Genomic DNA, 20,251 nt, shown 5'->3' with positions numbered 1-20,251 from the left:
GCCCGCGCCTACCGCGCGGCCAACGCCGCCGTGGCGGACGCCGGTCAGGCCAAGGCCGCCTGCCAGGCCGCCGAGCAGGCCCGCAACGCGGCCGCCGGCGCCCGCAGTGCGGCAGCCGCCGCCGACCAGGCGGCGAACGCGTCCGCGGCGGCCGGCAAGTCCGGCTCCGCGGCGGCCGGTGCGGCCCGTAACGCCGCCGCGGCCGCCGAGGCCGCGGCGCAGTCGAGCGCCAGCGCCGGTGCCGCCAAGGCCGCGGCCGCCGTCCCCAAGCGAGCCGCGGCCACCGCCCGGCACGAGGCCGACCGCGCGACCCGTGCGGCGGGCAGCGCGGTGTCCCTGTCACAGCAGGCGGCCGCGGCCGCACGAGCCACCCGTACGGCGGCCAACGACGCGGCCAGGCACGCCGATGCCGCCGCGAAGGCGGCCGACAAGGCCGCCGCCGAGGCGGGCAAGGCACAGGGAGCGGCCGACAAGGCCAAGGCACACGCCGCCGGTGCGCTCGAAGCCGCCAGGACCGCGGGCGCGGCGACCAAGCAGGCGGAGAGTGTCTTCAAGGTCGCCCGCGAGGCCGAGGACAAGCTGCTGCAGGCCGATCTGGAGGCGGCACTCGAAGACGCCCGCGGCCGCAAGGCGCTCGAAGGCGACATGCGGACCGTCGCGAGCGAGCAGCAGACCCAGGCCGCCCAGACGGACGCCGCGACCAAGAAGCTGCTCTCCGAGGCCGGCGCCAAGCTCGGCGACGACGACAAGGGCGCGGCGCGGACGGCCCGCCAGGCCGCCGTCAACCTGATGTCCAGCGAGGGTACTTGGACCCGTGCCGCGGCCGAGGACGCCCTGTCGGGTTCCGACGCGGACATGGTGGAGTGGCTGAAGCAGGACCGGCGTACGGCCGAGGACCAGGACGACCGCGAGAAGGCGCTGTTCTTCGGCCGTATCGGGGCCCCCAGGACGGCCGCGGCCGCGCAGGACGCACTGGCCAAGGGGCCCGCCGAGGTACGGGCGTTCCTGACGAAGGGCGCCTTCGAGAGCCAGCGCGAGGAGTACCGCTTCAAGGTCCTGCGGATCGTCAACGACGCGGGCAAGGCCGTCAAGGACGCCGCGAACAAGGCGCTGGACGACGGCTCGGCCGAGGCACTGCAGTCGTTCCTCACCACCGGCTACGCCAAGGCGCAGGCCGAGGACGACCGCTTCCAGACGCTGCGGCTCCTGGAGCAGGGCGGGCCGGCCATGAAGGCCACCGCGCAGGTGGCGCTCGAGGGTACGCCCTCGATGCGGCGCGCCTTCGTCGAGCGCGCCCAGTTCCGGGCGGCCCAGGCGGACCAGGACACCGCGGCCCACATCGCGGCCGTCCAGACGCAGATCAGCGTCGCGGCCAAGGCCACGTCCACGGCGTACGAGAACGCGTCGACCGCAGCCGAAGCCGCGGCCCGCGCCCAGGGCAAGGCCGACGAGGCCAAGAAGCACGCCGCCGCGGCCAAGGCCAAGGCGACCGAGGCACGCGGCCACTCCGACCGGGCCCAGGACTACGCCAAGAAGGCCGACGCGTCGGCCGCCAGTGCGGCGGCCTCGGCGAAGAAGGCCAAGGACGCCGCGGCCAAGGCCCGGGTCGCGGGGCGCCAGGCCAACTACTCGGCGAGCCAGGCATCGCTCTCCGCGCAGCAGGCGGTGACCTCGGCGTCCCACGCCCAGGCCTCCGCGAGCCGCGCCAGGAACGCGGCGCTCCAGGCCGGCAAGGACGCATCGGCCGCCCGCCGGGCGGCGAACGAGGCCCAGCAGATCGCCACGGAAAAGCGCGAGGCGGAACAGCGGGCGGCGGCGGAGGCGGCGCGCAAGCAGGCCGAGGCAGCCGCGAAGAACAATCAGCGCCCGGAGAACGACCCCAAGAACGACAAGCCCGAGCGCCCCGGGAAGAAGGCCGACGACAACTGCAAGGAGGGCAAGGCGGAGGTCTGCAAGGCCGCTGGAATCCTGGGAGAGATCAGCACCTACACCGGCTATATCGCGGCAGGTGCGGCACTCACCGGTCTTGAACCCCTCGCGGCGGTCGCAGGAGGTGTTTCCCTCATCACGGGCGGTGCCGGCGCAATCCTCACCGGAATCGGTTACGGATTCACCACCAAGGAATTCGCCGCCTCCGCACTCGGGGTCGGACTCGGCTTCGTGGGGATGCGTATGAACAAGATGGTCGATGCCACATCCGGGCTCATACAATCGACCGGAGCACGCGTGACGAAGGCCTTCGGTGAAGCCGGTTCGTCGATCGCTTCGACGGTCTCCGGCTGGTTCAGCTGACTGCTGGCCGTCCCGTTGACCGTCCCGTTCAAGGAGAATGCGTTGCACCCCCCGCACATCCCGACAGGTACCTGGTGGATCTTCGCCGCTATCGTGACGGTGCTGCTCCTGGTCGTCTGTGTGCCCGTGATGCCGACACGGCAGTACAAAATCCGGGTCGCCCTCATCCCTCTTCTCGGAGTGGGATTTCTGGGAGCAGCCGCGGGCCTGCGTAACCATGACCTCGACACCGTACTGCGCATGTATTGCACGGCAACTCTCGTGTTTCCGCTCGGCCTTGTCGGCCGCGGCAAGGAAATGAGGAAGGTCGTCGAGGACGAGAGGCTGTACGGCAAGCAGAGCTGGCCGCCCAGGCTGACCGCTCAACTCATCGCCGCATTCTGCGTGATGATGGTCGTGTGGGCCTGGCTCAGCTGGGGCTGACACCCGAGAAGTGAGAATGCAAAGGGCCCGCGTCTTCTGACGCGGGCCCTTTTCTTCGGGTGCTCAAGGCTTGTAGATCTCGCCCGGTACCGGCTCCGCGGGGGCCATCAGCTGGGGGACCGTCACGAAGGTGTAGCCCTTGTCCTTCAGGGACTTGATGATGCCGGGGACGGCCGGGACCGTGCCCTTGTAGATGTCGTGGAGGAGGATGATGCCGTCCTTCTCGGTCTGTTCGAGGACGCGCTCCTTGATGAGGTCCGAGTCGGTCGTCGTGTAGTCCTTCGCGGTGACCGACCACAGGATCTGCGAGAGCCCCAACTCCTTGCAGATCTTGGTGACTTCATCGTCGGTACGGCCCTGGGGCGGGCGCATCAGGGTGGGCTTGCGGCCGGTGATCTCCGCGATGGCGTTCTGCGTACGGGCCAGTTCGGCGCGGATCTCGCCGGGGCCGCGCTCGGTGAGGATCTTGTGGGTCCAGGTGTGGTTGGCGACCTCGTGACCCTCGTCGGCGATCCGTCGCACCAGGTCGGGGTGCTTGACGACATGGTTCTTGCCGAGCAGGAAGAAGGTCGCCGGGACCTTCTCCTTCTTCAGGGTGTCGAGAAGGCGCGGGGTGTCCTTGGCGGGGCCCGCGTCGAACGTGAGGGCCACACACTTGGCCCTGCGGCAGTCCACGGAACCGAACTTGCCCTTGGCGCCCTTGCCCGCCTCGGTCCTGATCTCCTGCGGCGACACCGTGCTGCCGCAGCCGCCGAGCGTCAGGGCGAGTGAGGCGGCCGCGGTCAGGGCGACAGCAGTGCGTTTCCATAGCGACGACGACATGGTGGTGCTCCCCCATTGGTCCTTCTTCGGTCCTCGCGCCGACCGGCAGGTGATCGGCGCGCAGGGGAGGAGGGAGTTCAGGGGCGGCAGGTTCCCGCAGGGGGTATGGCGGTACTCACTCGCGACGACGTAAGGGTAGAAAAGTGGACGTGTCGGTCACACGAGGGGCGGGCGTCCGAGCCGCGTCATCCGCCATACCGTTCGCCAGCGCATCGGCCGCCGCTCGCCGCACGAGGTCCTGAGCCCCTCCGCGAAACCGCCCGCCCACGCGCGCAGACCGCCGAGCGACCTCGTGCGGACGAGGGTGAGCAGGGTCCACACCCCGAGGTAGACGGGAACCAGGGGGAGCGGCAGCCGGCGGCGGGCCAGCCAGACGCGGTTGCGGGCGGTCATCCGGAAATAGACGGCGTGCCGTGCCGGTGATGTCTTGGGGTGCTGGAGCAGCAGCTTCGGCTCGTACAGCACCTTCCACCCCGCGTCCAGGGCACGCCAGGCGAGATCCGTCTCCTCGTGCGTGAAGAAGAAGTCCGCGGGCCAGTCGCCCGTCTCCGCCAGCATCTTCATGGAGAAGGCATGGCCGCCGCCGAGGAAGGCGGTCACCAGGCCGCGCCGCATCGGGTCCTTGGCGCGCAGGCGCGGCACGTGGCGGCGCTGGGTCTCGCCGTGTTCGTCGGCGATACGGAAGCCGATGATGCCAAGGTGCGGGTCGCTCGCGAACAGATCGCGTACGCCGCGGAAGACATCCTCGTCCACGAGCAGTCCGTCGTCGTCCAGTTCGATGACGACATCCACGTCACCGAACTCCCGCAGTCGGCGCAGGGCGACATTGCGCCCACCGGGGCAGCCGAGGTTGTCGTCGAGCTCGATCACCGTCAACTCGCCCGGAACACCCGGGAATTCGGGCAGCGGAGAGCCGTTGCCGACGATGACGACGCGATCGGGCGGTACGTCCTGCTTGGCCACCGAGGCGAGCAGGGCGTCGACTTCACGCGGACGGTTGCCCATGGTCACGATGGCGACGCCAAGGCGCGGCAGCGGCACGGCGGGACTCCAGAGTTCGGTGCGGCGGTTCGGTGCGCGATGCTATCCGTTCACCTGGGAGCCGCCTCGCGTACGAGCACGCCCGCGCCGGAACGACACCGGCCCGCGCACCGGACCCCGCACCACTCAGGCCCCCGTCGCCCCGTCCACCCCCTCCCGCAGGAAGTCCGCGTGACCGTTGTGACGGGCGTACTCGTGGATCATGTGCAGCAGGACATGGCGCAGGGAGATCTCCTCGCCGGAGCGGTAGTGCGGGGCCGTCACATCGAGTGAGCCGGCCGCCCGCTCGATCCGTCGCGCGTGCTCCACCTCGCTCTGCCACGCGGTGAACGCCTCCTCGCGCGTGCCGCCGCTCGCGTCGTACGCCACCTGGTAGTCGCCCTCGTCCGACCACACCAGCGGTATGTCCTCGCGGGCGATCACCTTGCGGAACCAGGTGCGCTCGACCTCCGCCATGTGCCGCACCAGACCGAGCAGTGTCAGCGTGGACGGCGGCATGGAGCGCCGGCGCAGCTGCTCGTCGGTGAGGCCTTCGGTCTTCAGGGCGAGGGTGGCACGGTGGTAGTCGAGGGCGGCGCGGAGCATCGTGCGCTCATCCCCGGTCGGCGGTGGGCTCACACGGTCGTCGGTCATGGGGCCGAAGCCTGCCATGACGCGCCACGACCGGACCAAGGTCCGCGTTCGGGGGCGTGCGGTGGTGTACGTCTCGGGACAGCCCCGAAACGTACGAAAGACGCACCGGACGCACCCAGACGTAACAGACGTGCCAGACGCACCGAAGGAGACTTCCCCATGGCGCCGCTCAACAACGACGACCTGCCCGTCGAGCTGCTCGCCGACCCCGCCGTACGCGCGTTCGTCGGTGCCCTCAACAGCAACGACAGGGAAGCCTTCCAGGCCGCCCTCGCGCCCGGCGCGACCATGACCGACGACGGTACGAGCCGCGATCTCGCCGACTGGACCGAACGGGAGATCTTCTCCTCCAACGGCCATATGGACATCGAGTCGCAGTCGGACGACGGCCTGACCGTGGTGGCCCGCTACCGCAACGACACCTATGGCGAGATGCGCACCCGGTGGCAGTTCACGGTGGCCGACGGGAAGGTCGCGCGGTTCGACACCGGGCAGGCCTGAGTCTGCGGCATCGTTCCGACGGAAGCGTCAACTGCTGATCCTGTCCCAGCAGTTGACGCTTCATCAGTTCTGTGGGTTCCTGGGGTCCTCGACTTATATCGCCTGGCCGACTTATATCGCCTGGCCGATTTATATCGCCGAGCCGATCTATGTCGCCGCACCGATACAAGGCCGCTGTACGCCGTCTCGCGGGGGACCCATGGCCCGTCGTACCCAGGAGCAGCGCAAGGCCGAGACCCGTGCCCGGCTGATCGACGCCGCCGCGGAGCTCTTCGCCACGAAGGGCTTCCACGCGGTGTCCGCCGAGGCCGTCGCCGATGCCGCGGACCGCACCACCGGCGCGCTCTACAGCCACTTCGGCGGCAAGGAAGGCCTGCTGCTCGCGCTCCTCGACGTATGGAAGGAGCGCACCGCCGCACAGCTGTCCGACGAGGTGGCGAGCGCGCCGGACCCCGGTACGCACTTCGCCGCGATGTGGGGCAGCATCACCCGGCCCGCCGCCGACCGCGGCGACTCCTGGCTGCTGCTCGAAGTGGAGCTGTGGCTGCACGGCGCCCGTGACGCCCAGGTCGGCTCGCCGCTCGCCCGGCGGTACGCGGAGGTCCGGCAGCAGCTGGGTGAGGGCCTCGACCAGTGGGCCGAGGTGACCGGGACCCGGCTGCCCAGGACGCCGTACGAGACCGGCGGCCTGGTGCTCGGCGTACTGCTCGGCTGTGCGCTGCAGCACCGGCTCGACCCCGGCGCCGTACCCGAGCAGCTGGTCGTCGACGGGCTCTCGTCGCTGCTCGGCCTGCGCACTCCCTGTGACGTGCACGACCCCTCCGCACCGGTCCCGCCCCGCCCCACGAAGGGAAAACGGTCATGACCGCAGCAAACCCCGCACCCCCCACGGGCCCCGCAAGCCCCGCCGTCGATCTCCTTGAGGACACCTGGGCGCGAGGGGTGCCGCACGAGCAGTTCGCGCTCCTGCGCCGGGAGGACCCGGTGCACTGGCACGAGATACCCGAAGGTCACGAGGGCTTCTTCGCCGTCACCCGGTACGAGGACATCGTCGCCGTCAGCCGTGACCCGGGTCTGTGGTCCGTGGAGCTCGGCTCGTTCTTCGTGCGCGACCAGCCCCCCGAGGCCCTGGACAGCCTGGCGCTCACGCTCATCGGCATGGACCCGCCCAAGCACAGCCGCTACCGGCGCCTGGTGAACGCGGGGTTCGCGCCCCGGATGATCCGTAAGCTCACGGCCGACATCGAGCGCCGGGCCGAACTCCTGGCCGACCAGGTCGGGCAGCGGGTCCGGCAGGGCGGCGCGGACGTCGAGTTCGTGGCGGAGCTCGCGGCCCGGCTGCCGCTGCAGGTGATCTGCGAGATGGTCGGTATCCCGGCCGCCGACGAGGACCTGATATTCGACTGGTCGAACCGCATGGTCGGCTTCCAGGACCCGGACTTCCGTACGACCGAGGAAGACGGGCAGATCGCCGCCGCCGAGATCTACGCCTACTGCGACCAGCTGGCCGCCGCCCGCCGTGACGGGCCGCGCGACGACATCATCAGCGCCCTCGTGCACGGCGAGGTCGACGGTGAGCGGCTCAGCACACACGAGATCAATATGTTCTTCGTGACGCTGTGCGTGGCGGGCAACGAGACCACCCGCAATCTCCTCGCGCACACCATGCTCACCCTGATCGAGCACCCGCGGGCCCGTGCCGAGCTGGTCGCGGGCATCGACGACGAGGAGCTGTGGGCGAGCGCCACCGAGGAGTTCCTGCGCTGGAACGGCTCGATCCACAACTTCCGGCGCACCGCGACCCGGGACACGGAGATCCGGGGGGTGCCGGTCAAGGCGGGTCAGAAGGCGGTCCTGTTCTACACCTCGGGCAACCGTGACGAGGCGGTCTTCGCCGACCCCGACGTCCTCGATCTGCGCCGCGACCCGAACGACCACCTCGCCTTCGGTGGCGGCGGCCCCCACTTCTGCCTCGGCGCGGGCCTGGCCCGCACCGAGATCAAGGCGCTCACCCGGGCCCTGCTCCGCCGCTTCCCGCACGTCGAGCTGACGGGCGAGCCGCGGCGGATGCGGTCGGACTTCATCAACGGCATCAAGTACCTGCCGGTGCGGTTCAGTTGAGTGCGGGGGCGGCCCGGGCGGGTGCGGCTCAGTCGATGCGTACGGCCGTACCGGCGACGTGAACGCGCGGGTCGCCCGCCCGCAGCGTGACCGTGAGGGTGCCCGGGCGGCCCATGTCCTCGCCCTGGCGGATGACGAACTGCGCCTCGTCGCCCGTCAGGCCGAGCTCACGCGCGTACGCCCCGAACGCGGCGGCCGCGGCTCCGGTCGCCGGGTCCTCGATCACGCCGCCCACCGGGAACGGGTCACGGGCGTGGAAGAGCGTCTCCGACTCCCGCCACACCAGCTGGACCGTGGTCAGGCCGAGCCGCCGCATCAGGGCTTCGAGGCGGGCGAAGTCGTAGTCCAGGGCGGCCAGGCGCTCGCGGGTGGCGGCGGCGATGACCAGGTGGTCGTTGCCCGCGAAGGCGATCCGGGGCGGCAGGGCGGGGTCCAGGTCGGCGGCCGGCCAGCCGAGGGCGGCGAGCGCCTCCGCCAGATCGTCCGCGGCGACCTCCTTGAGGTGCGGCTCCACGCTGGTGAGGGTGGCGCGCAGCTCCCCGTCCACCTCGGCGACGGTCACCGGGACGGTGCCGGCCGGGGTGGTGAAGACATAGTCCCCGGGGCCGCTCTTGAGCTGGGCCAGCGCGACGGCCGTGGCCACGGTGGCGTGACCGCAGAAGTTGACCTCGTCCTTCGGGCTGAAGAACCGCAGTGTGTACGCCCGTTCGCCGCCGGCCCCCGCGGGCGGCGGGGTCAGGAAGGCGGTCTCGCTGTAGCCGAGCTCGGCGGCGATCGCCAGCTGTGCGGCGTCATCGAGCCCGCCGGCGTCGAGCACCACCCCGGCGGGGTTGCCGCCCGCGGGATCGGCGGAAAAGGCGGTGTAACGGAGGACCCCGGAGCGGGTGCTTTGGTTCATGTCGCAGGTCAACACAGCCGCCCCGGAGGGCATTCCCGGGGAGCCCGGGGATCCGCCCGGACCCGGACCCGGTGCCGCTCGGCTGAGCGCCGCGGGCAGTCCGGTGCATCATCTGCGGGTGCGTCGTGGCTGGCCGCGCAGTTCCCCGCGCCCCTTTGGGGCACGACCACAGCGCACCGGCCCCGGCCCAGGGCTGCTCGCCGAGCAGAGCCCCCCGCCCCCGCCCCGCGCCCCCTCAACCCCGCCCGATATACGGCATGTTCGTCGCCAGTACCGTCGCGAACTGCACGTTCGCCTCAAGAGGCAGCTCCGCCATGTGGCGTACGGTGCGGGCCACGTCGGCCACGTCCATCACCGGCTCGACCGCCAGTTCTCCGTTGGCCTGGAGGATTCCGGTCTGCATCCGCTCCGTCATGTCCGTCGCGGCGTTGCCGATGTCGATCTGGCTCGCGGCGATCCGGTACGGCCGTCCGTCCAGGGACAGGGACTTCGTCAGACCCGTCATGGCGTGCTTGGTCGCGGTGTAGGCCACCGAGTGCGGGCGCGGCGTATGAGCGGAGATCGAACCGTTGTTGATGATCCGCCCGCCCTGCGGCGACTGGCCCTTCATCTGCCGGAAGGCGGCCTGGGCGCACAGGAACGCGCCGTTGAGGTTGGTGTCGACGACATGGCGCCAGGCGTCGTAGGCGAGCTCTTCGAGCGGCACCCCGCCGGGGCCGAACGTGCCCGCGTTGTTGAAGAGCAGATCGAGCCGGCCGAAGCGCTCGTGGGCGGCGGCGAAGAGGGCCTCGACCTCGCCCTGCCGGGCCACGTCCGTGCGTACGCACAGCGCCTCGGCCCCCTCCGCCACAGCGGCGGCGGCCGTCTCCTCCAGGGCCTCGGCGCGGCGGCCCGCCAGCGCCAGCGACCAGCCGCCGCGCGCCAGCTCCACGGCGACCGACCGGCCGATGCCGGAGCCCGCTCCCGTCACGATCGCGATCTTCGTTTGCACCTCGTTCATGGCCCCGCAGCGTACGGGACGCATGGCAACACAGCGCTCATCCGTCCGCCATACGACTGTTGTGTACGCGACAGTCCAGCGTCGTCCCGCGCCACTCCAATGCATCTGACAGCAACCGTCAGGGGAGGGGCCGATGACACCCGCAGCCATGGTCACAGCCAAGGGCGCAGTCCACCCGGTAGCCGGCCGAGCAGCCGGGCACGACCACGAACTCCGCGCCGCCGCCCGCCACTTGGGCCGCCGCCGCTTCCTCACCGTCACCGGCGCGGCCGCCGCCCTCGCCTTCGCCACCAACCTGCCGGGCACCGGCGCCGCGCACGCCGCCGAACTCGACGCCCAGCGCATCGCCGACGACCCGTTCACGATGGGTGTGGCCTCGGGCGACCCGCAGCCCGGCAATGTCGTCCTGTGGACCCGGCTCGCGCCGAAGCCGTACGAGGCCGACGGCGGCCTGCCCGCCGAGCGCGTCAGTGTGCGCTGGGAACTCGCCCACGACGCCCGCTTCCGCCGGATCGCCAGACGCGGCACGGCCACCGCGCACCCCGAGTTCGGCCACTCCGTGCACGTCGAGATCGACGGTCTGGAGACGGCCCGGGTCTACTACTACCGCTTCCGCGCCGGGAGTTGGATCAGCCCGGTGGGCCGCACCAGGACCGCCCCGGGCCGCGGCGCCCGGATATCGGCGCTCAAGCTCGGCGCCGTCTCCTGCCAGGCGTACCACGACGGCTACTTCACCGCGTACAAGCACCTGGCCGACGAGGACCTCGATGTCGTCTTCCACCTGGGCGACTATCTCTACGAGTACGCCGTGAACTCCGCCGGCGGCGCCCGCAACTACACCGACCGCGTGCTGCCCGCGCACTTCAACCGCGAGACCGTCACGCTCGACGACTACCGGATGCGCTACGGCCTCTACAAGTCCGACCCCGATCTGCGGGCCGCACACGCCGCGCACCCCTTCGTCGTCACCTGGGACGACCACGAGGCCGAGAACAACTACGCCGACGACATCCCCGAGGACGGCGGCCCCTCCGAGACGTTCCTGATCCGCAGGGCCGCGGCCTACCGCGCGTACTGGGAGAACCAGCCGCTGCGCCGCCCGCAGCGGCCCGAGGGCCCCGATATGCAGCTCTACCGGCGGCTGCACTGGGGCCGCCTGGCCCAGTTCGACATCCTCGACACCCGCCAGTACCGCTCCGACCAGGCCTACGGCGACAAGGCGCACGCGCCGGGCCCCGAGTCGGACGACCCGGCGCGCACCATCACCGGTGCCACTCAGGAGCGCTGGCTGCTCGACGGCTGGCGCACCTCGGACGCGCTGTGGAACGTCGTGCCCCAGCAAGTCGTCGTATCGCAGCGGAAGCTGGACCTGACCGCCGAGGCCAAGCTGTCCATGGACGCCTGGGACGGCTACCGCGCCTCCCGCACCCGGGTCCTGGACGGCGCCGCCGCGGCCGGGGCCGACAACCTCATGGTCCTCACCGGCGATGTGCACGTCGGCTATGCCTTCGACATCAAGAAGGACTTCGACGACCCGGACTCCAGGACCGTCGGCACGGAGATCGTCGCGACCTCCATCGCCAGCGGCAAGGACGGTGCCGAGAAGCCGCCCACCTGGGACACGTATATGAAGGCCAACCCGCACCTGAAGTTCTTCAACGGCCGCAGGGGCTATGTGACGGTGGCCCTCGGCACGGACGCGGCCCGCGCGGACTTCAGGACGGTGTCCGCGGTGACGACGCCGGGCGCGCCGGTCGCCACGGCGGCGTCCTTCGTGACGGAGGCGGGGAACCCGGGCCTCGAACCCGTGTAGCCGAACCGGTCGCCGCTCGTACGGTCACCGCCGCCTCGTACGGTCACCGCCGCCGCGGCTACTCGCCGGGATAGCGGACGCCGATGCGCTCCCGTACCGCATCGAGCGTCCGCATCACGGCGAGCGAACCGTCGAGCGGCACCAGGGGTGACTCCTTCTCGCCCGCCCGCAGACAGCGCATCACCTCCGCCGCCTCGTGCTTGAGGGAGTCGCGCAGCCCCTCGCCGACGAACTGCTCGGGCTCACGGCCGGGGCGGTGCAGGACGAAACGGTCCGGATAGAAGAAGCCGTACGGAATGTCGATGCGGCCCTGCGAGCCGGTGACGGAGGCGGTCACCGGGGTGGCCGCGTTGATCGAGCAGTGCAGCACGGCATGAGCACCGCTCTCCCAGGAGAGCAGCATGCCCGTCTGGAGATCGACGCCCTCCTCCGAGAGCTGTGCTCGCGCCGTCACACCCGACGGCTCCCCGAGCAGCAGCTGCGCGAACGACACCGGATACACCCCGAGGTCGAGCAGCGCGCCCCCGCCGACTGCCCGGTCGCGCAGCCGGTGCGAGGGCGGAAAAGGTCCGGCGAGCCCGAAGTCGGCCTGTACGGTGCGGACTTCACCGATCGCACCGTCCGCGATCAGATCCGCGAGGCGCCGCATCAGGGGGTGGCAGTACATCCACATGGCCTCCATCAGGAAGCCGCCGCGCGCGCGGGCGAGGTCCACGAGTTCCACGGCCTCGCGGGAGTTGAGCGTGAACGCCTTCTCGCAGAGCACCCCGCGGCCCGCCTCCAGGCAGAGCCCGGCCGCTTCCCGGTGCGCGGAGTGCGGGGCGGCAACGTACACCACGTCGACGTCCTCGTCCGCGGCGAGCGAGGCCCAGTCGCCGTACGCCCGGGGTATCCCGAACTTGTCGGCGAAGGCCTTCGCGGACGCGTCGGTGCGCGAGGCGACCGCGACCACATCGGCGTCCGACGGCATATCGAGCAGATCCGCCGTGAAGCGCTCGGCGATCCAGCCGGTCGCGAGGATTCCCCACCGCACACGTTCCATGTCGCACCTTTCGTGCTGTTCGTACCGTTCGATCCGGACCGTTCAAGTGGTCTCGCGTACCGCACGACTGGTCTTGACCACGCCGACGAGCTGAGAGCATAGAGAGCAGACGTGAACGAGCGGGAGGGGTTGAGGCACGTGACCGTGGTGGGCAGACGTTCCGGGGAGCGGAAGGGACGGATACCGGCCACGGTGGCGGGTGCGGGCACGGCCGGCGCCCGGCGCACCGGGCTCCTCACCACCTTCGTCCTGGGTGGCCTCACCGCCGTACCCCCGCTGTCCATGGACATGTATCTGCCGGCGCTGCCGGAGGTCACCCGCGCGCTCTCCGCACCCGCGGCCACCGTCCAGCTGACCCTCACCGCGTGCCTGGCGGGCATGGCGCTCGGGCAGCTCGTGGTCGGCCCGATGAGCGACAAGTGGGGGCGCCGCCGCCCCCTCCTCATCGGCCTGCTGATCTATATCGTCGCCACCGCGATCTGCGCCTTCGCCCCCAACGCCGAGCTGCTGATCGCCTTCCGGCTGCTCCAGGGCCTGGCGGGCTCGGCCGGGATAGTCATCGCACGGGCCGTGGTCCGCGACCTCTACGACGGCGTGGAGATGGCCAGGTTCTTCTCCACCCTGATGCTGATCTCCGGGGTCGCGCCGATCGTCGCGCCGCTGATCGGCGGCCAGGTGCTCCGCTTCACCGACTGGCGCGGCATCTTCGTCGTCCTCACCGTGATCGGGATCGCGCTCACCGCCCTGGTCTGGCGCCGTCTGCCCGAGACCCTGGCGCCCGAACGCCGGCACTCCGGCGGGGTCGGCGAGGCCCTGCGCACCATGCGCGGACTGCTCGCGGACCGGGTGTTCACCGGCTACATGCTGGCGGGCGGCTTCGCCTTCGCCGCGCTGTTCGCGTATATCTCCGCGTCGCCCTTCGTGGTCCAGGAGATCTACGGCGCGTCCCCGCAGACCTTCTCGCTGCTCTTCGGACTCAACTCCGTGGGCCTGATCACCGTCGGCCAGATCAACGGCAAGGTCCTGGTCGGCCGGGTCAGCCTCGACAAGGCCCTGACCGTCGGCCTGAGCGTGATCACGCTGGCCTCGGTGGCCCTGCTCCTGATGGCGTCCGGTGTCTTCGGCGACGTGGGTCTGGTCCCGATCGCGGCCGGACTGTTCGTCCTGATGTCCGCGATGGGCCTCGCGATGCCCAACACCAACGCGCTCGCTCTGATGCGTACCCCGCACGCCGCGGGCTCCGCCTCCGCGCTGCTCGGCACCTCGTCCTTCCTGGTCGGAGCGGTCGCCTCACCGCTCGTCGGCATCGCGGGCGAGGACACGGCGGTGCCGATGGCGGTCGTCCAGCTGGCCTGCGCTCTGGCAGCCGTCGGCTGTTTCGTGGGACTGTGCCGTCCTTGGCAGGTACGGCAGGCGGGCCAGGCGACCGGTACCGGGACCGGACGCGGCGGCGGGAGCGCGGAGGGAGCGGAGCACTGAGCCCATCAAGGCTGCGTACCGGCCCGCCCGAAAGGGCCGGACTCGACCCCGAGGAACTCTCCCTGCTCGTCGCTGAAGTGAGCGCCCTGCCGCAGTCGTGGTGCGCGGGCGCCGTCGTGCTCGCCGGACGCGGCCCCGTGATCGCCGTCGAGGAGACGGTGGGCTGGGCGGTACGGCATGTGTCGTACGAGGAGGAGCTGCCCGTGCACCGGCGCGTCCCGATGAGCGTCGGCACGCCCTTCGACCTGGCCTCGCTCACCAAGCTGTTCACCTCGGTCGCCGCGGTGCAGCAGATCGAGCGCGGCACCCTGGGCATCGACGCCCTCATCGGGGCGTACGCCCCGGAACTCACGGCCGCCGCCGCGCACCGCATCACCGTGCGCCAGCTGCTCACCCACACCTCGGGCCTGCGCCCCGAACTCCCGCTCTACGACTGCCCGGACGACGCCGCGCGCCTGCACGCCCTGCGTACGGAGGAGCCCGTCGCCGAGCCCGGCGGAACGTATCTCTACTCGGACCTGAACATGCTTCTGCTGCAGCAGGTCCTGGAGCGCATCACGGGCCGCCGTCTCGACCAGCTGATCCGCGAGGGCATCACCCGTCCGCTCGGCATGCGCAACACCGGCTTCGGCCCCTGTCCGTTCGCGGCCGCCACCGAGGACCAGCGAAGACCGTGGGGCAAGCTCGACCGGGGCATGGTCAGGGGAGTGGTGCACGACGAGAACGCCTACGCCCTCGGCGGTGTGGCCGGGCACGCGGGCCTGTTCTCCACGGCGCGCGACCTCGCGGTGTTCTGCCGCACGCTCCTGAACGGCGGGGCGTACGGCACCGCGCGCATCCTCGGGCCCGACTTCGTGGAGCTGCTCCTGCGCCCGCCGGGGCTCGGCTTCCGGGTCGACCAGGCCTGGTTCATGGGCGAGTTGGCGGGCCGCGGCGCCGCGGGGCACACCGGCTTCACCGGTACGTCCCTGGTCATGGACAAGGCCACGGACACGTTCCTGGTGCTCCTCGCCAACACCGTCCACCCGCGCCGCACCCCGCCGGACAACGCTCCACGGGCGGCGCTCGCGACCCATCTGAGCCGCGCGGTGACCAGGGCGGGGTGACCGGGGCGGGGTGAGCAGTGCTGGGGGAGCGGCCGTGAGGTGTGGCCGTGGCGCCGCCACCGGCAACCTAGAATCTCCGGGTGAACGCCCCCGCCTCCTCCGCCTCCTTCTCCCCGGCCGACGCACTCCGTGCGGGCCTCGCGGGACTGCTCGACGGGCTGCCGCCCAAGCAGGCCGCCCAGGCCGTGGACCGGCTGATCGCCAACTACCGGGGCCGGACCCCGACCGACGCCCCGGTCCTGCGCGACCGCTCGGACGTCGCGGCCTACGCGGCCTACCGGATGCCGGCCACGTTCGAGGCGGTACGGTCCGCGCTCGACGCCTTCGCGGACGCGGCCCCCGACGGCTGGGAGCCCGGCAGCCATGTCGACGTCGGCGGCGGCACGGGGGCGGCGACCTGGGCGGTGAGCGAGGTCTGGCGGCGGGAGCGGCCGGTCACCGTGCTCGACTGGGCCGAGCCCGCGCTCGCCCTGGGGCGTGAACTGGCCGCCGCCAACCCCCTGTTGGGTCAGGCGCGCTGGCAGCGCTCTCGTATCGGAGCGGCGCTCGACATCGAGAGCACCGACCTCGTGACCGTCTCGTATGTCCTCGGAGAGCTGACCGAGGCGGACCGGGCCTCGGTCGTCGAGGCCGCGGCCCGCGCCGCGCAGACCGTCGTGGTGATCGAACCCGGCACCCCCGACGGCTACACCCGGATCATCGAGGCCAGGGACCGCCTGATCGCCGCGGGCCTGCGGATCGCGGCCCCCTGCCCGCACAGCGCGGCCTGCCCCATCGAGCCCGGCAAGGACTGGTGCCACTTCTCGGCCCGGGTCAGCCGCTCCTCCCTGCACCGGCAGGTCAAGGGAGGCTCCTTGGCGTACGAGGACGAGAAGTTCAGCTATGTCGCCGCGACCCGGCTGCCGGCCAGGCCCGCCGAGTCACGCGTGGTGCGCAGGCCGCAGATCCGCAAGGGTCAGGTACTCCTCGACCTGTGCCTCACGGAAGGCGCCCTGACCCGCACCACGGTGACCAAGCGCCAGGGCCCCCTCTACAAGGCGTCCCGCGACGCCGACTGGGGCGACGGGTGGCCACCGGCCTGACGGTTTGCGCCGAGCCCCGAAGGGGCGCGGGGAACTGCGCGCCCAGCCACGACGCACCCGCAGGTGGCGAGGATGCGTGACGGCCGGGGCTGGTCGTGCCCCGTAAGGGGCGCGGTGAACTGCGCGCCCAGCCACGACGACGGGCCTGCGGGTGCCGGTCGCGACGCACCCGCAGGCCCGCACCCGCAGGGTGACTTACCGGGCTCCCCGCAGCGCGCCCCGCAGTTCCTGCGTACAGCACTTCACGCTGCCACCACCCTTCAGCAACTCGCCCAGGTCCATGCCGATGGGCTCGAAGCCGCGCTCCCTGAGAGGGCCGAACAGACCCACCGCGCCCTGTGGCAGCAGCACGTGGCGGCCGTCGGAGACCGCGTTGAGACCGAGCGCGGCGGCATCCGCCTCCTCGGCGATCAGGGCGTCGGGGAAGAGCCGGCGCAGCACCTCCCGGCTGCCGGGGGAGAAGGCGCCGGGGTAGTACATGACCTCGTCGGTCGCGTCGTCCAGAACGGCGAGGGCGGTGTCCAGGTGGTAGTAGCGGGGGTCGACCAGATCGAGCCCGATCACGGGGCGGCCGAAGAACTCCTGGGCCTCGCCGTGGGACAGCGGGCTGGCGCGGAAGCCGCGTCCGGCGAGGATCCAGGACGCGGTGACGGCGAAGTCCCCCTCACCTTCGTTGATGTGCGCGGGCTCATGCACCGCGGCCCCGGAAAAGCCGTGCGCACGAAACCAGTTGAGATGTTCCTCGGCCTCGGGGGCGCGCTCGCGGTAGGCGAAGCGGGCGCCGAGCACGAGGCCGTCGATCACGGTCGCACCATTGGCGGCGAAGACCATGTCGGGCAGTTCGGGGCGGGGTGTGAGCTCCTCGACGGTGTGGCCGAGCGAGCGATAGCGCTCCCTCAGGTCCTCCCACTGCGCGACGGCGAGCGGTACGTCGACGGGCTTGGCGGGATCCATCCACGGATTGATGGAGTACGTGACCTTGAAGTGTGCCGGTGGGCACATCAGGTAGCGCCGGGGTGTGGCGTGACGAGGCAATGAGGGCTCCTCACGGTCGGCAGGGGCTGCAGGGATTCAGCTGCCCGTGTGCTGCCCATGGTCCGACGTGAGGAGCCCTTCTGCGCGGTGGCGAACGGGTTGTTTTCCAGCCCGCTCACGCGCGTTCACGTGGTGCTGTCGGTCGTACGTCCTTCCTGCAGCCTGCGCAGCAGCTCACGCTTCTGCGCCTGCGGGCTGAGCCCGCTGCCCACCCGGCCGCCGCGGCCGCCGCCGCGCATCGCCTTGCGGGAGAGATTGCGTCGCGTACCGCCGACGCCGAGCATGTTTCCCGATCCACCACGGGTCATGGCGTTCTCCTTGAGTGAGGCGAGACGGTTCGTCTCGCTGACGTGGGCTCGACTATCCGCGAGACGATCCGTCTTGTCAAGGGGTTGGGGAGGGGTTGGGAGACGATACGTCTCGGCTCATTCCGCTGCTACATTCGACCCATGGCGACCAAGACAGCCCCCGACTCATCGCGGCGCAGCGAACGCTCCCGCCGCGCGATCTACGACGCGGCCCTCGCCCTCATCAGCGAGATCGGCTACTCCAAGACCACCATCGAAGGCATCGCCGCCCGCGCGGGCGTGGGCAAGCAGACGATCTACCGCTGGTGGTCGTCGAAGGGGGAAGTGCTGCTCGAAGCCTTCCTCGACCTCGGCGAGCGGAACGCCGCAGCCGCCGCGGAGGCGGCCGGCGTGGACCCCGCCGACGCCCGGCACATCCCCGACACCGGCGACCTGGCGGCCGACCTCAAGTACGTCCTGCGGGCCACCGTCGACGAGCTCAGCGACCCCGCCTTCGAGGCCCCCTACCGCGCACTCGCCGCCGAGGGCATGGTCAACCGCGAGGTGAGTGAGCGGTACGTCGAGAAGCTCCTCGAACCCGGCCTCCAGCTGTACGCCGCCCGGCTGCGCGCCGCCCAGGAGGCCGGTGACGTACGCGCCGACGTCGACCCGCGGATCGGGCTCGAACTCTTCGTCTCGCCGCTCGCGCAGCGCTGGCTGCAGGGCACGGGCGAGCTGACGCACGCCTACGTCGACACGCTCGTCGACTACGCCCTCAACGGCCTCAGCCCCCGCTGAACGGCCACGGCCTCAGCCCCCGCTGAGCGCGCACGGCCTCAGCCCTCGCTGAGCGGCCGCACCGGGACCGGGCCCCTGACCGGGGTGCGGGCGAGCAGCCCCGGGGCGTTGGTGATCACGCCGTTGCAGCCGAGTCGCAGCACCCGGTCGCGCTGCTTCGGGGTGTTCACGGTGTGCGCCCAGATCCGCGGAATGCCCGAGTTCACGGCCCGTACGAGATCCTCGTCGCGGGCCTTGTAGTCCACGTCGAGGACGTCGACGAAGCTCCGCCACCGAGCGGGCCTGTCGGTCCTCATCTCCTTGGCGTTACGCCAGAGCTGCGTGTTCAGGCCCAGGCGGTGCGCGCGCTTCGCGACCCAGGGGAAGTGCGTGTTCACGAACACCGACCGCTCCAGGCCGCGCTTGCGCAGCAGCTTCGCCAGCGGCCGCAGGCTGTCCGGGTCCTTGGCTTCCAGGATCATCACGGTGCGCCCGCCGAACCGCTCCAGGACCTCCGCGACCGTCGGCGGCCGCTCGGCACGCCACCGGCTCCGGAGCCCGGGCGGGGGCACGAGCCTGACCCGCTCCCAGTCCGTCCGGGTCAGGTTCCGCACCGGCCCCTTCATGTTGGTCGTACGGTCGAGGTGCTCGTCGTGGAAGGCCACCAGCGTGCCGTCGCGCAGCATCCTCGTATCCACGTCGAGCACCTGGGCCGTGCCGCGCTCGAAGGCGGCCATCAGTCCGGACATGCTGTTCTCCGGCACTTCCAGGGCGCCGCCGCGGTGTGCCGTATAGACGACCTCGGGGAGCGCGTCCACCGTGAGCGGGCCGCCGCTGCTCCACTCCAGGGGCGCGGCCGTCCCGGCCTGCCCCGCAAACGTCAGTTGTCCCGATAGGGCCAGCGCGGTCAGAACCGCGGGCGCAGCCAAGGTGACCATGGGGCCCAAGGTAGGCCGATAAATCATCACTTGCCCGGCAATGACACCCAAGGCCTTGCATCGTCGCAGGTACCCCGCTTGAGGACTGCGGCCACCCGAGGCGCAGGATGGTGGCACCATGGACGGACGGGACGATGCAAGGTGAGGGGATAGATGGGCGCGGAGTTCGGCCGCCGGTCCGGCGGACAGAGCAGGATTTCCCAGTGGCTGCGCACCCGCCGTCCCAAGGACACGGATGACGAAGGCGGCCGTGAGGCCCTGCTCCTGGCCGCTGCCGCGGCGGGACTGCCGCTCGCACCGGCCGCGTATCCCGCCGGGTACCGCTGCTCCTGCGACCGCATCGGCTGCCCCACCCCCGCCAGGCACCCCGTCTCCTTCGCCTGGCAGACCCAGTCCACGACCGACCGCGGCCAGATCGAGCGCTGGGCCAGGCACCAGACCGAGGCCAACTTCATCACCGCGACCGGCATGGTGCACGACGTTCTCGATGTGCCGCAGAGCGCCGGGCGCATCGCCCTTGAGCGGCTCATCGCCGCCGGGATCGAGGTCGGGCCCGTCGCCGAGTGCGGCGCCGACCGGATGCTGTTCTTCACCGCGACCCGGGGCACGCCCGAGGACGAGGACGAGTGGTGGCCCTGTGAGCTGGACTGCCACCCCGAGACGATGGACGAGCACCCCGGCCTGCGCTGGCACTGCCGTGGTTCCTACGTCCTGGTGCCGCCGGCCCGGCTGCCGGGGGACTCCGGTGGAGTGCGCTGGGTGCGGGGCCTCGAGCACCCGCTGCCGGACCCGCTGACACTCCTCGAAGTCCTCACGGACGAGTGCGCGCAGTACGCGGGGCTCGCGCCGGAGCATGAGGGTGCGGGCTGGCCGACCCGCGGTTAGCGCTCCGCGGGGGTTCGGTAGGCATCTGCGGGTGCGTGTGTGCCATCTGCGGTGCGTCTGTCCAGGGCATCTGCGG

20 protein-coding genes are annotated in these 20,251 nt (G+C 71.3%); 11 read left to right on the top strand and 9 right to left on the bottom strand.

All coding sequences use genetic code 11. The annotated features are described in order from the left end of the window. Positions 1-2,292 (top strand): ALF repeat-containing protein (locus tag ACFQVC_RS37005; protein ID WP_381839105.1); only part of this gene is annotated, 2,292 nt, incomplete at its 5' end. Positions 2,293-2,334: 42 nt separating this feature from the next. Further along, the gene (locus ACFQVC_RS37000) at positions 2,335-2,715 is read left to right on the top strand and encodes a hypothetical protein (protein WP_381839102.1); all 381 of its coding nucleotides are present in this window, start codon (positions 2,335-2,337) and stop codon (positions 2,713-2,715) included. Positions 2,716-2,778: 63 nt separating this feature from the next. On the opposite strand, the gene ACFQVC_RS36995 is transcribed toward ACFQVC_RS37000, so the two are convergent. From ACFQVC_RS36995 to ACFQVC_RS36985, 3 genes are all read right to left on the bottom strand, one after another. Beyond that, positions 2,779-3,537 carry a polysaccharide deacetylase family protein gene (locus tag ACFQVC_RS36995; RefSeq protein WP_381839099.1) on the bottom strand — a complete coding sequence of 253 codons (759 nt, stop codon included), beginning with the start codon at positions 3,535-3,537 and terminating at the stop codon, positions 2,779-2,781. Positions 3,538-3,693: 156 nt separating this feature from the next. Next, positions 3,694-4,578 carry a glycosyltransferase family 2 protein gene (locus tag ACFQVC_RS36990; RefSeq protein ID WP_381839096.1) on the bottom strand — a complete coding sequence of 295 codons (885 nt, stop codon included), beginning with the start codon at positions 4,576-4,578 and terminating at the stop codon, positions 3,694-3,696. A 126-nt stretch (positions 4,579-4,704) separates the two neighbouring features. Continuing rightward, complete coding sequence (locus tag ACFQVC_RS36985; RefSeq protein ID WP_381839093.1) at positions 4,705-5,211, bottom strand: DinB family protein; 507 nt, start codon at positions 5,209-5,211, stop codon at positions 4,705-4,707. 159 nt (positions 5,212-5,370) lie between these two features. Between ACFQVC_RS36985 and ACFQVC_RS36980 the strand changes: the two genes are divergently transcribed. From ACFQVC_RS36980 to ACFQVC_RS36970, 3 genes are all read left to right on the top strand, one after another. Further along, positions 5,371-5,712 carry a nuclear transport factor 2 family protein gene (locus ACFQVC_RS36980; RefSeq protein ID WP_381839090.1) on the top strand — a complete coding sequence of 114 codons (342 nt, stop codon included), beginning with the start codon at positions 5,371-5,373 and terminating at the stop codon, positions 5,710-5,712. A gap of 199 nt (positions 5,713-5,911) precedes the next feature. Further along, positions 5,912-6,577 carry a TetR/AcrR family transcriptional regulator gene (locus tag ACFQVC_RS36975; RefSeq protein WP_381839087.1) on the top strand — a complete coding sequence of 222 codons (666 nt, stop codon included), beginning with the start codon at positions 5,912-5,914 and terminating at the stop codon, positions 6,575-6,577. After that, on the top strand, positions 6,574-7,833 hold the full coding sequence (locus ACFQVC_RS36970) for a cytochrome P450 (RefSeq protein WP_381839084.1): 1,260 nt from the start codon (positions 6,574-6,576) through the stop codon (positions 7,831-7,833). Before ACFQVC_RS36975 ends, ACFQVC_RS36970 begins: the two co-directional genes overlap by 4 nt. A 28-nt stretch (positions 7,834-7,861) precedes the next feature. On the opposite strand, the gene ACFQVC_RS36965 is transcribed toward ACFQVC_RS36970, so the two are convergent. Together ACFQVC_RS36965 and ACFQVC_RS36960 are read right to left on the bottom strand one after the other, a co-directional pair. After that, positions 7,862-8,731, bottom strand: coding sequence for a PhzF family phenazine biosynthesis isomerase (locus ACFQVC_RS36965; RefSeq protein WP_381839081.1), 870 nt, complete (start codon positions 8,729-8,731; stop codon positions 7,862-7,864). Positions 8,732-8,966: 235 nt separating this feature from the next. Continuing rightward, complete coding sequence (locus tag ACFQVC_RS36960; RefSeq protein WP_381839078.1) at positions 8,967-9,731, bottom strand: SDR family oxidoreductase; 765 nt, start codon at positions 9,729-9,731, stop codon at positions 8,967-8,969. Positions 9,732-9,864: 133 nt separating this feature from the next. Between ACFQVC_RS36960 and ACFQVC_RS36955 the strand changes: the two genes are divergently transcribed. Continuing rightward, on the top strand, positions 9,865-11,544 hold the full coding sequence (locus ACFQVC_RS36955; RefSeq protein ID WP_381839075.1) for an alkaline phosphatase D family protein: 1,680 nt from the start codon (positions 9,865-9,867) through the stop codon (positions 11,542-11,544). 58 nt (positions 11,545-11,602) lie between these two features. Here the strand turns inward: ACFQVC_RS36955 and ACFQVC_RS36950 are convergent, their stop codons facing one another. Continuing rightward, a complete protein-coding gene (locus tag ACFQVC_RS36950; protein WP_381839072.1) occupies positions 11,603-12,586 on the bottom strand; it encodes a Gfo/Idh/MocA family protein in 984 nt (327 codons plus the stop codon). Between the two features lie 180 nt (positions 12,587-12,766). Between ACFQVC_RS36950 and ACFQVC_RS36945 the strand changes: the two genes are divergently transcribed. The 3 genes from ACFQVC_RS36945 to ACFQVC_RS36935 all read left to right on the top strand — a co-directional run bounded on the left by ACFQVC_RS36945 (position 12,767) and on the right by ACFQVC_RS36935 (position 16,253). Next, on the top strand, positions 12,767-14,065 hold the full coding sequence (locus ACFQVC_RS36945; RefSeq protein ID WP_381839123.1) for a Bcr/CflA family multidrug efflux MFS transporter: 1,299 nt from the start codon (positions 12,767-12,769) through the stop codon (positions 14,063-14,065). Next, positions 13,984-15,171: a serine hydrolase domain-containing protein gene (locus tag ACFQVC_RS36940; protein ID WP_381839069.1), complete on the top strand. Its 1,188-nt coding sequence runs from the start codon at positions 13,984-13,986 to the stop codon at positions 15,169-15,171. The genes ACFQVC_RS36945 and ACFQVC_RS36940 overlap by 82 nt, the downstream gene beginning before the upstream one ends. Before the next feature lie 80 nt (positions 15,172-15,251). Further along, a complete protein-coding gene (locus ACFQVC_RS36935; protein ID WP_381839066.1) occupies positions 15,252-16,253 on the top strand; it encodes a small ribosomal subunit Rsm22 family protein in 1,002 nt (333 codons plus the stop codon). Between the two features lie 195 nt (positions 16,254-16,448). On the opposite strand, the gene ddaH is transcribed toward ACFQVC_RS36935, so the two are convergent. Together ddaH and ACFQVC_RS36925 are read right to left on the bottom strand one after the other, a co-directional pair. Further along, entirely contained in the window at positions 16,449-17,288 is an 840-nt protein-coding gene (gene ddaH / locus ACFQVC_RS36930; RefSeq protein WP_381839063.1) for a dimethylargininase, read from the bottom strand. A gap of 125 nt (positions 17,289-17,413) precedes the next feature. After that, the gene (locus tag ACFQVC_RS36925) at positions 17,414-17,596 is read right to left on the bottom strand and encodes a DUF6243 family protein (protein WP_381839060.1); all 183 of its coding nucleotides are present in this window, start codon (positions 17,594-17,596) and stop codon (positions 17,414-17,416) included. Between the two features lie 141 nt (positions 17,597-17,737). Between ACFQVC_RS36925 and ACFQVC_RS36920 the strand changes: the two genes are divergently transcribed. Beyond that, positions 17,738-18,373, top strand: coding sequence for a TetR/AcrR family transcriptional regulator (locus ACFQVC_RS36920; protein WP_381839057.1), 636 nt, complete (start codon positions 17,738-17,740; stop codon positions 18,371-18,373). 38 nt (positions 18,374-18,411) lie between these two features. On the opposite strand, the gene ACFQVC_RS36915 is transcribed toward ACFQVC_RS36920, so the two are convergent. Further along, positions 18,412-19,290: a glycerophosphodiester phosphodiesterase gene (locus ACFQVC_RS36915; protein WP_381839054.1), complete on the bottom strand. Its 879-nt coding sequence runs from the start codon at positions 19,288-19,290 to the stop codon at positions 18,412-18,414. 153 nt (positions 19,291-19,443) lie between these two features. On the opposite strand from ACFQVC_RS36915, the gene ACFQVC_RS36910 reads away from it, so the two are divergent. After that, positions 19,444-20,175, top strand: coding sequence for a bifunctional DNA primase/polymerase (locus ACFQVC_RS36910; protein WP_381839051.1), 732 nt, complete (start codon positions 19,444-19,446; stop codon positions 20,173-20,175). Positions 20,176-20,251 lie beyond the last annotated feature (76 nt).

Source organism: Streptomyces monticola, from assembly GCF_042665355.1.
Taxonomy (GTDB): Bacteria; Actinomycetota; Actinomycetes; order Streptomycetales; family Streptomycetaceae; genus Streptomyces; species Streptomyces monticola.
Note: the sequence above shows the minus strand (reverse complement) of the source record. Positions and strands in the feature narration are given on the sequence as shown.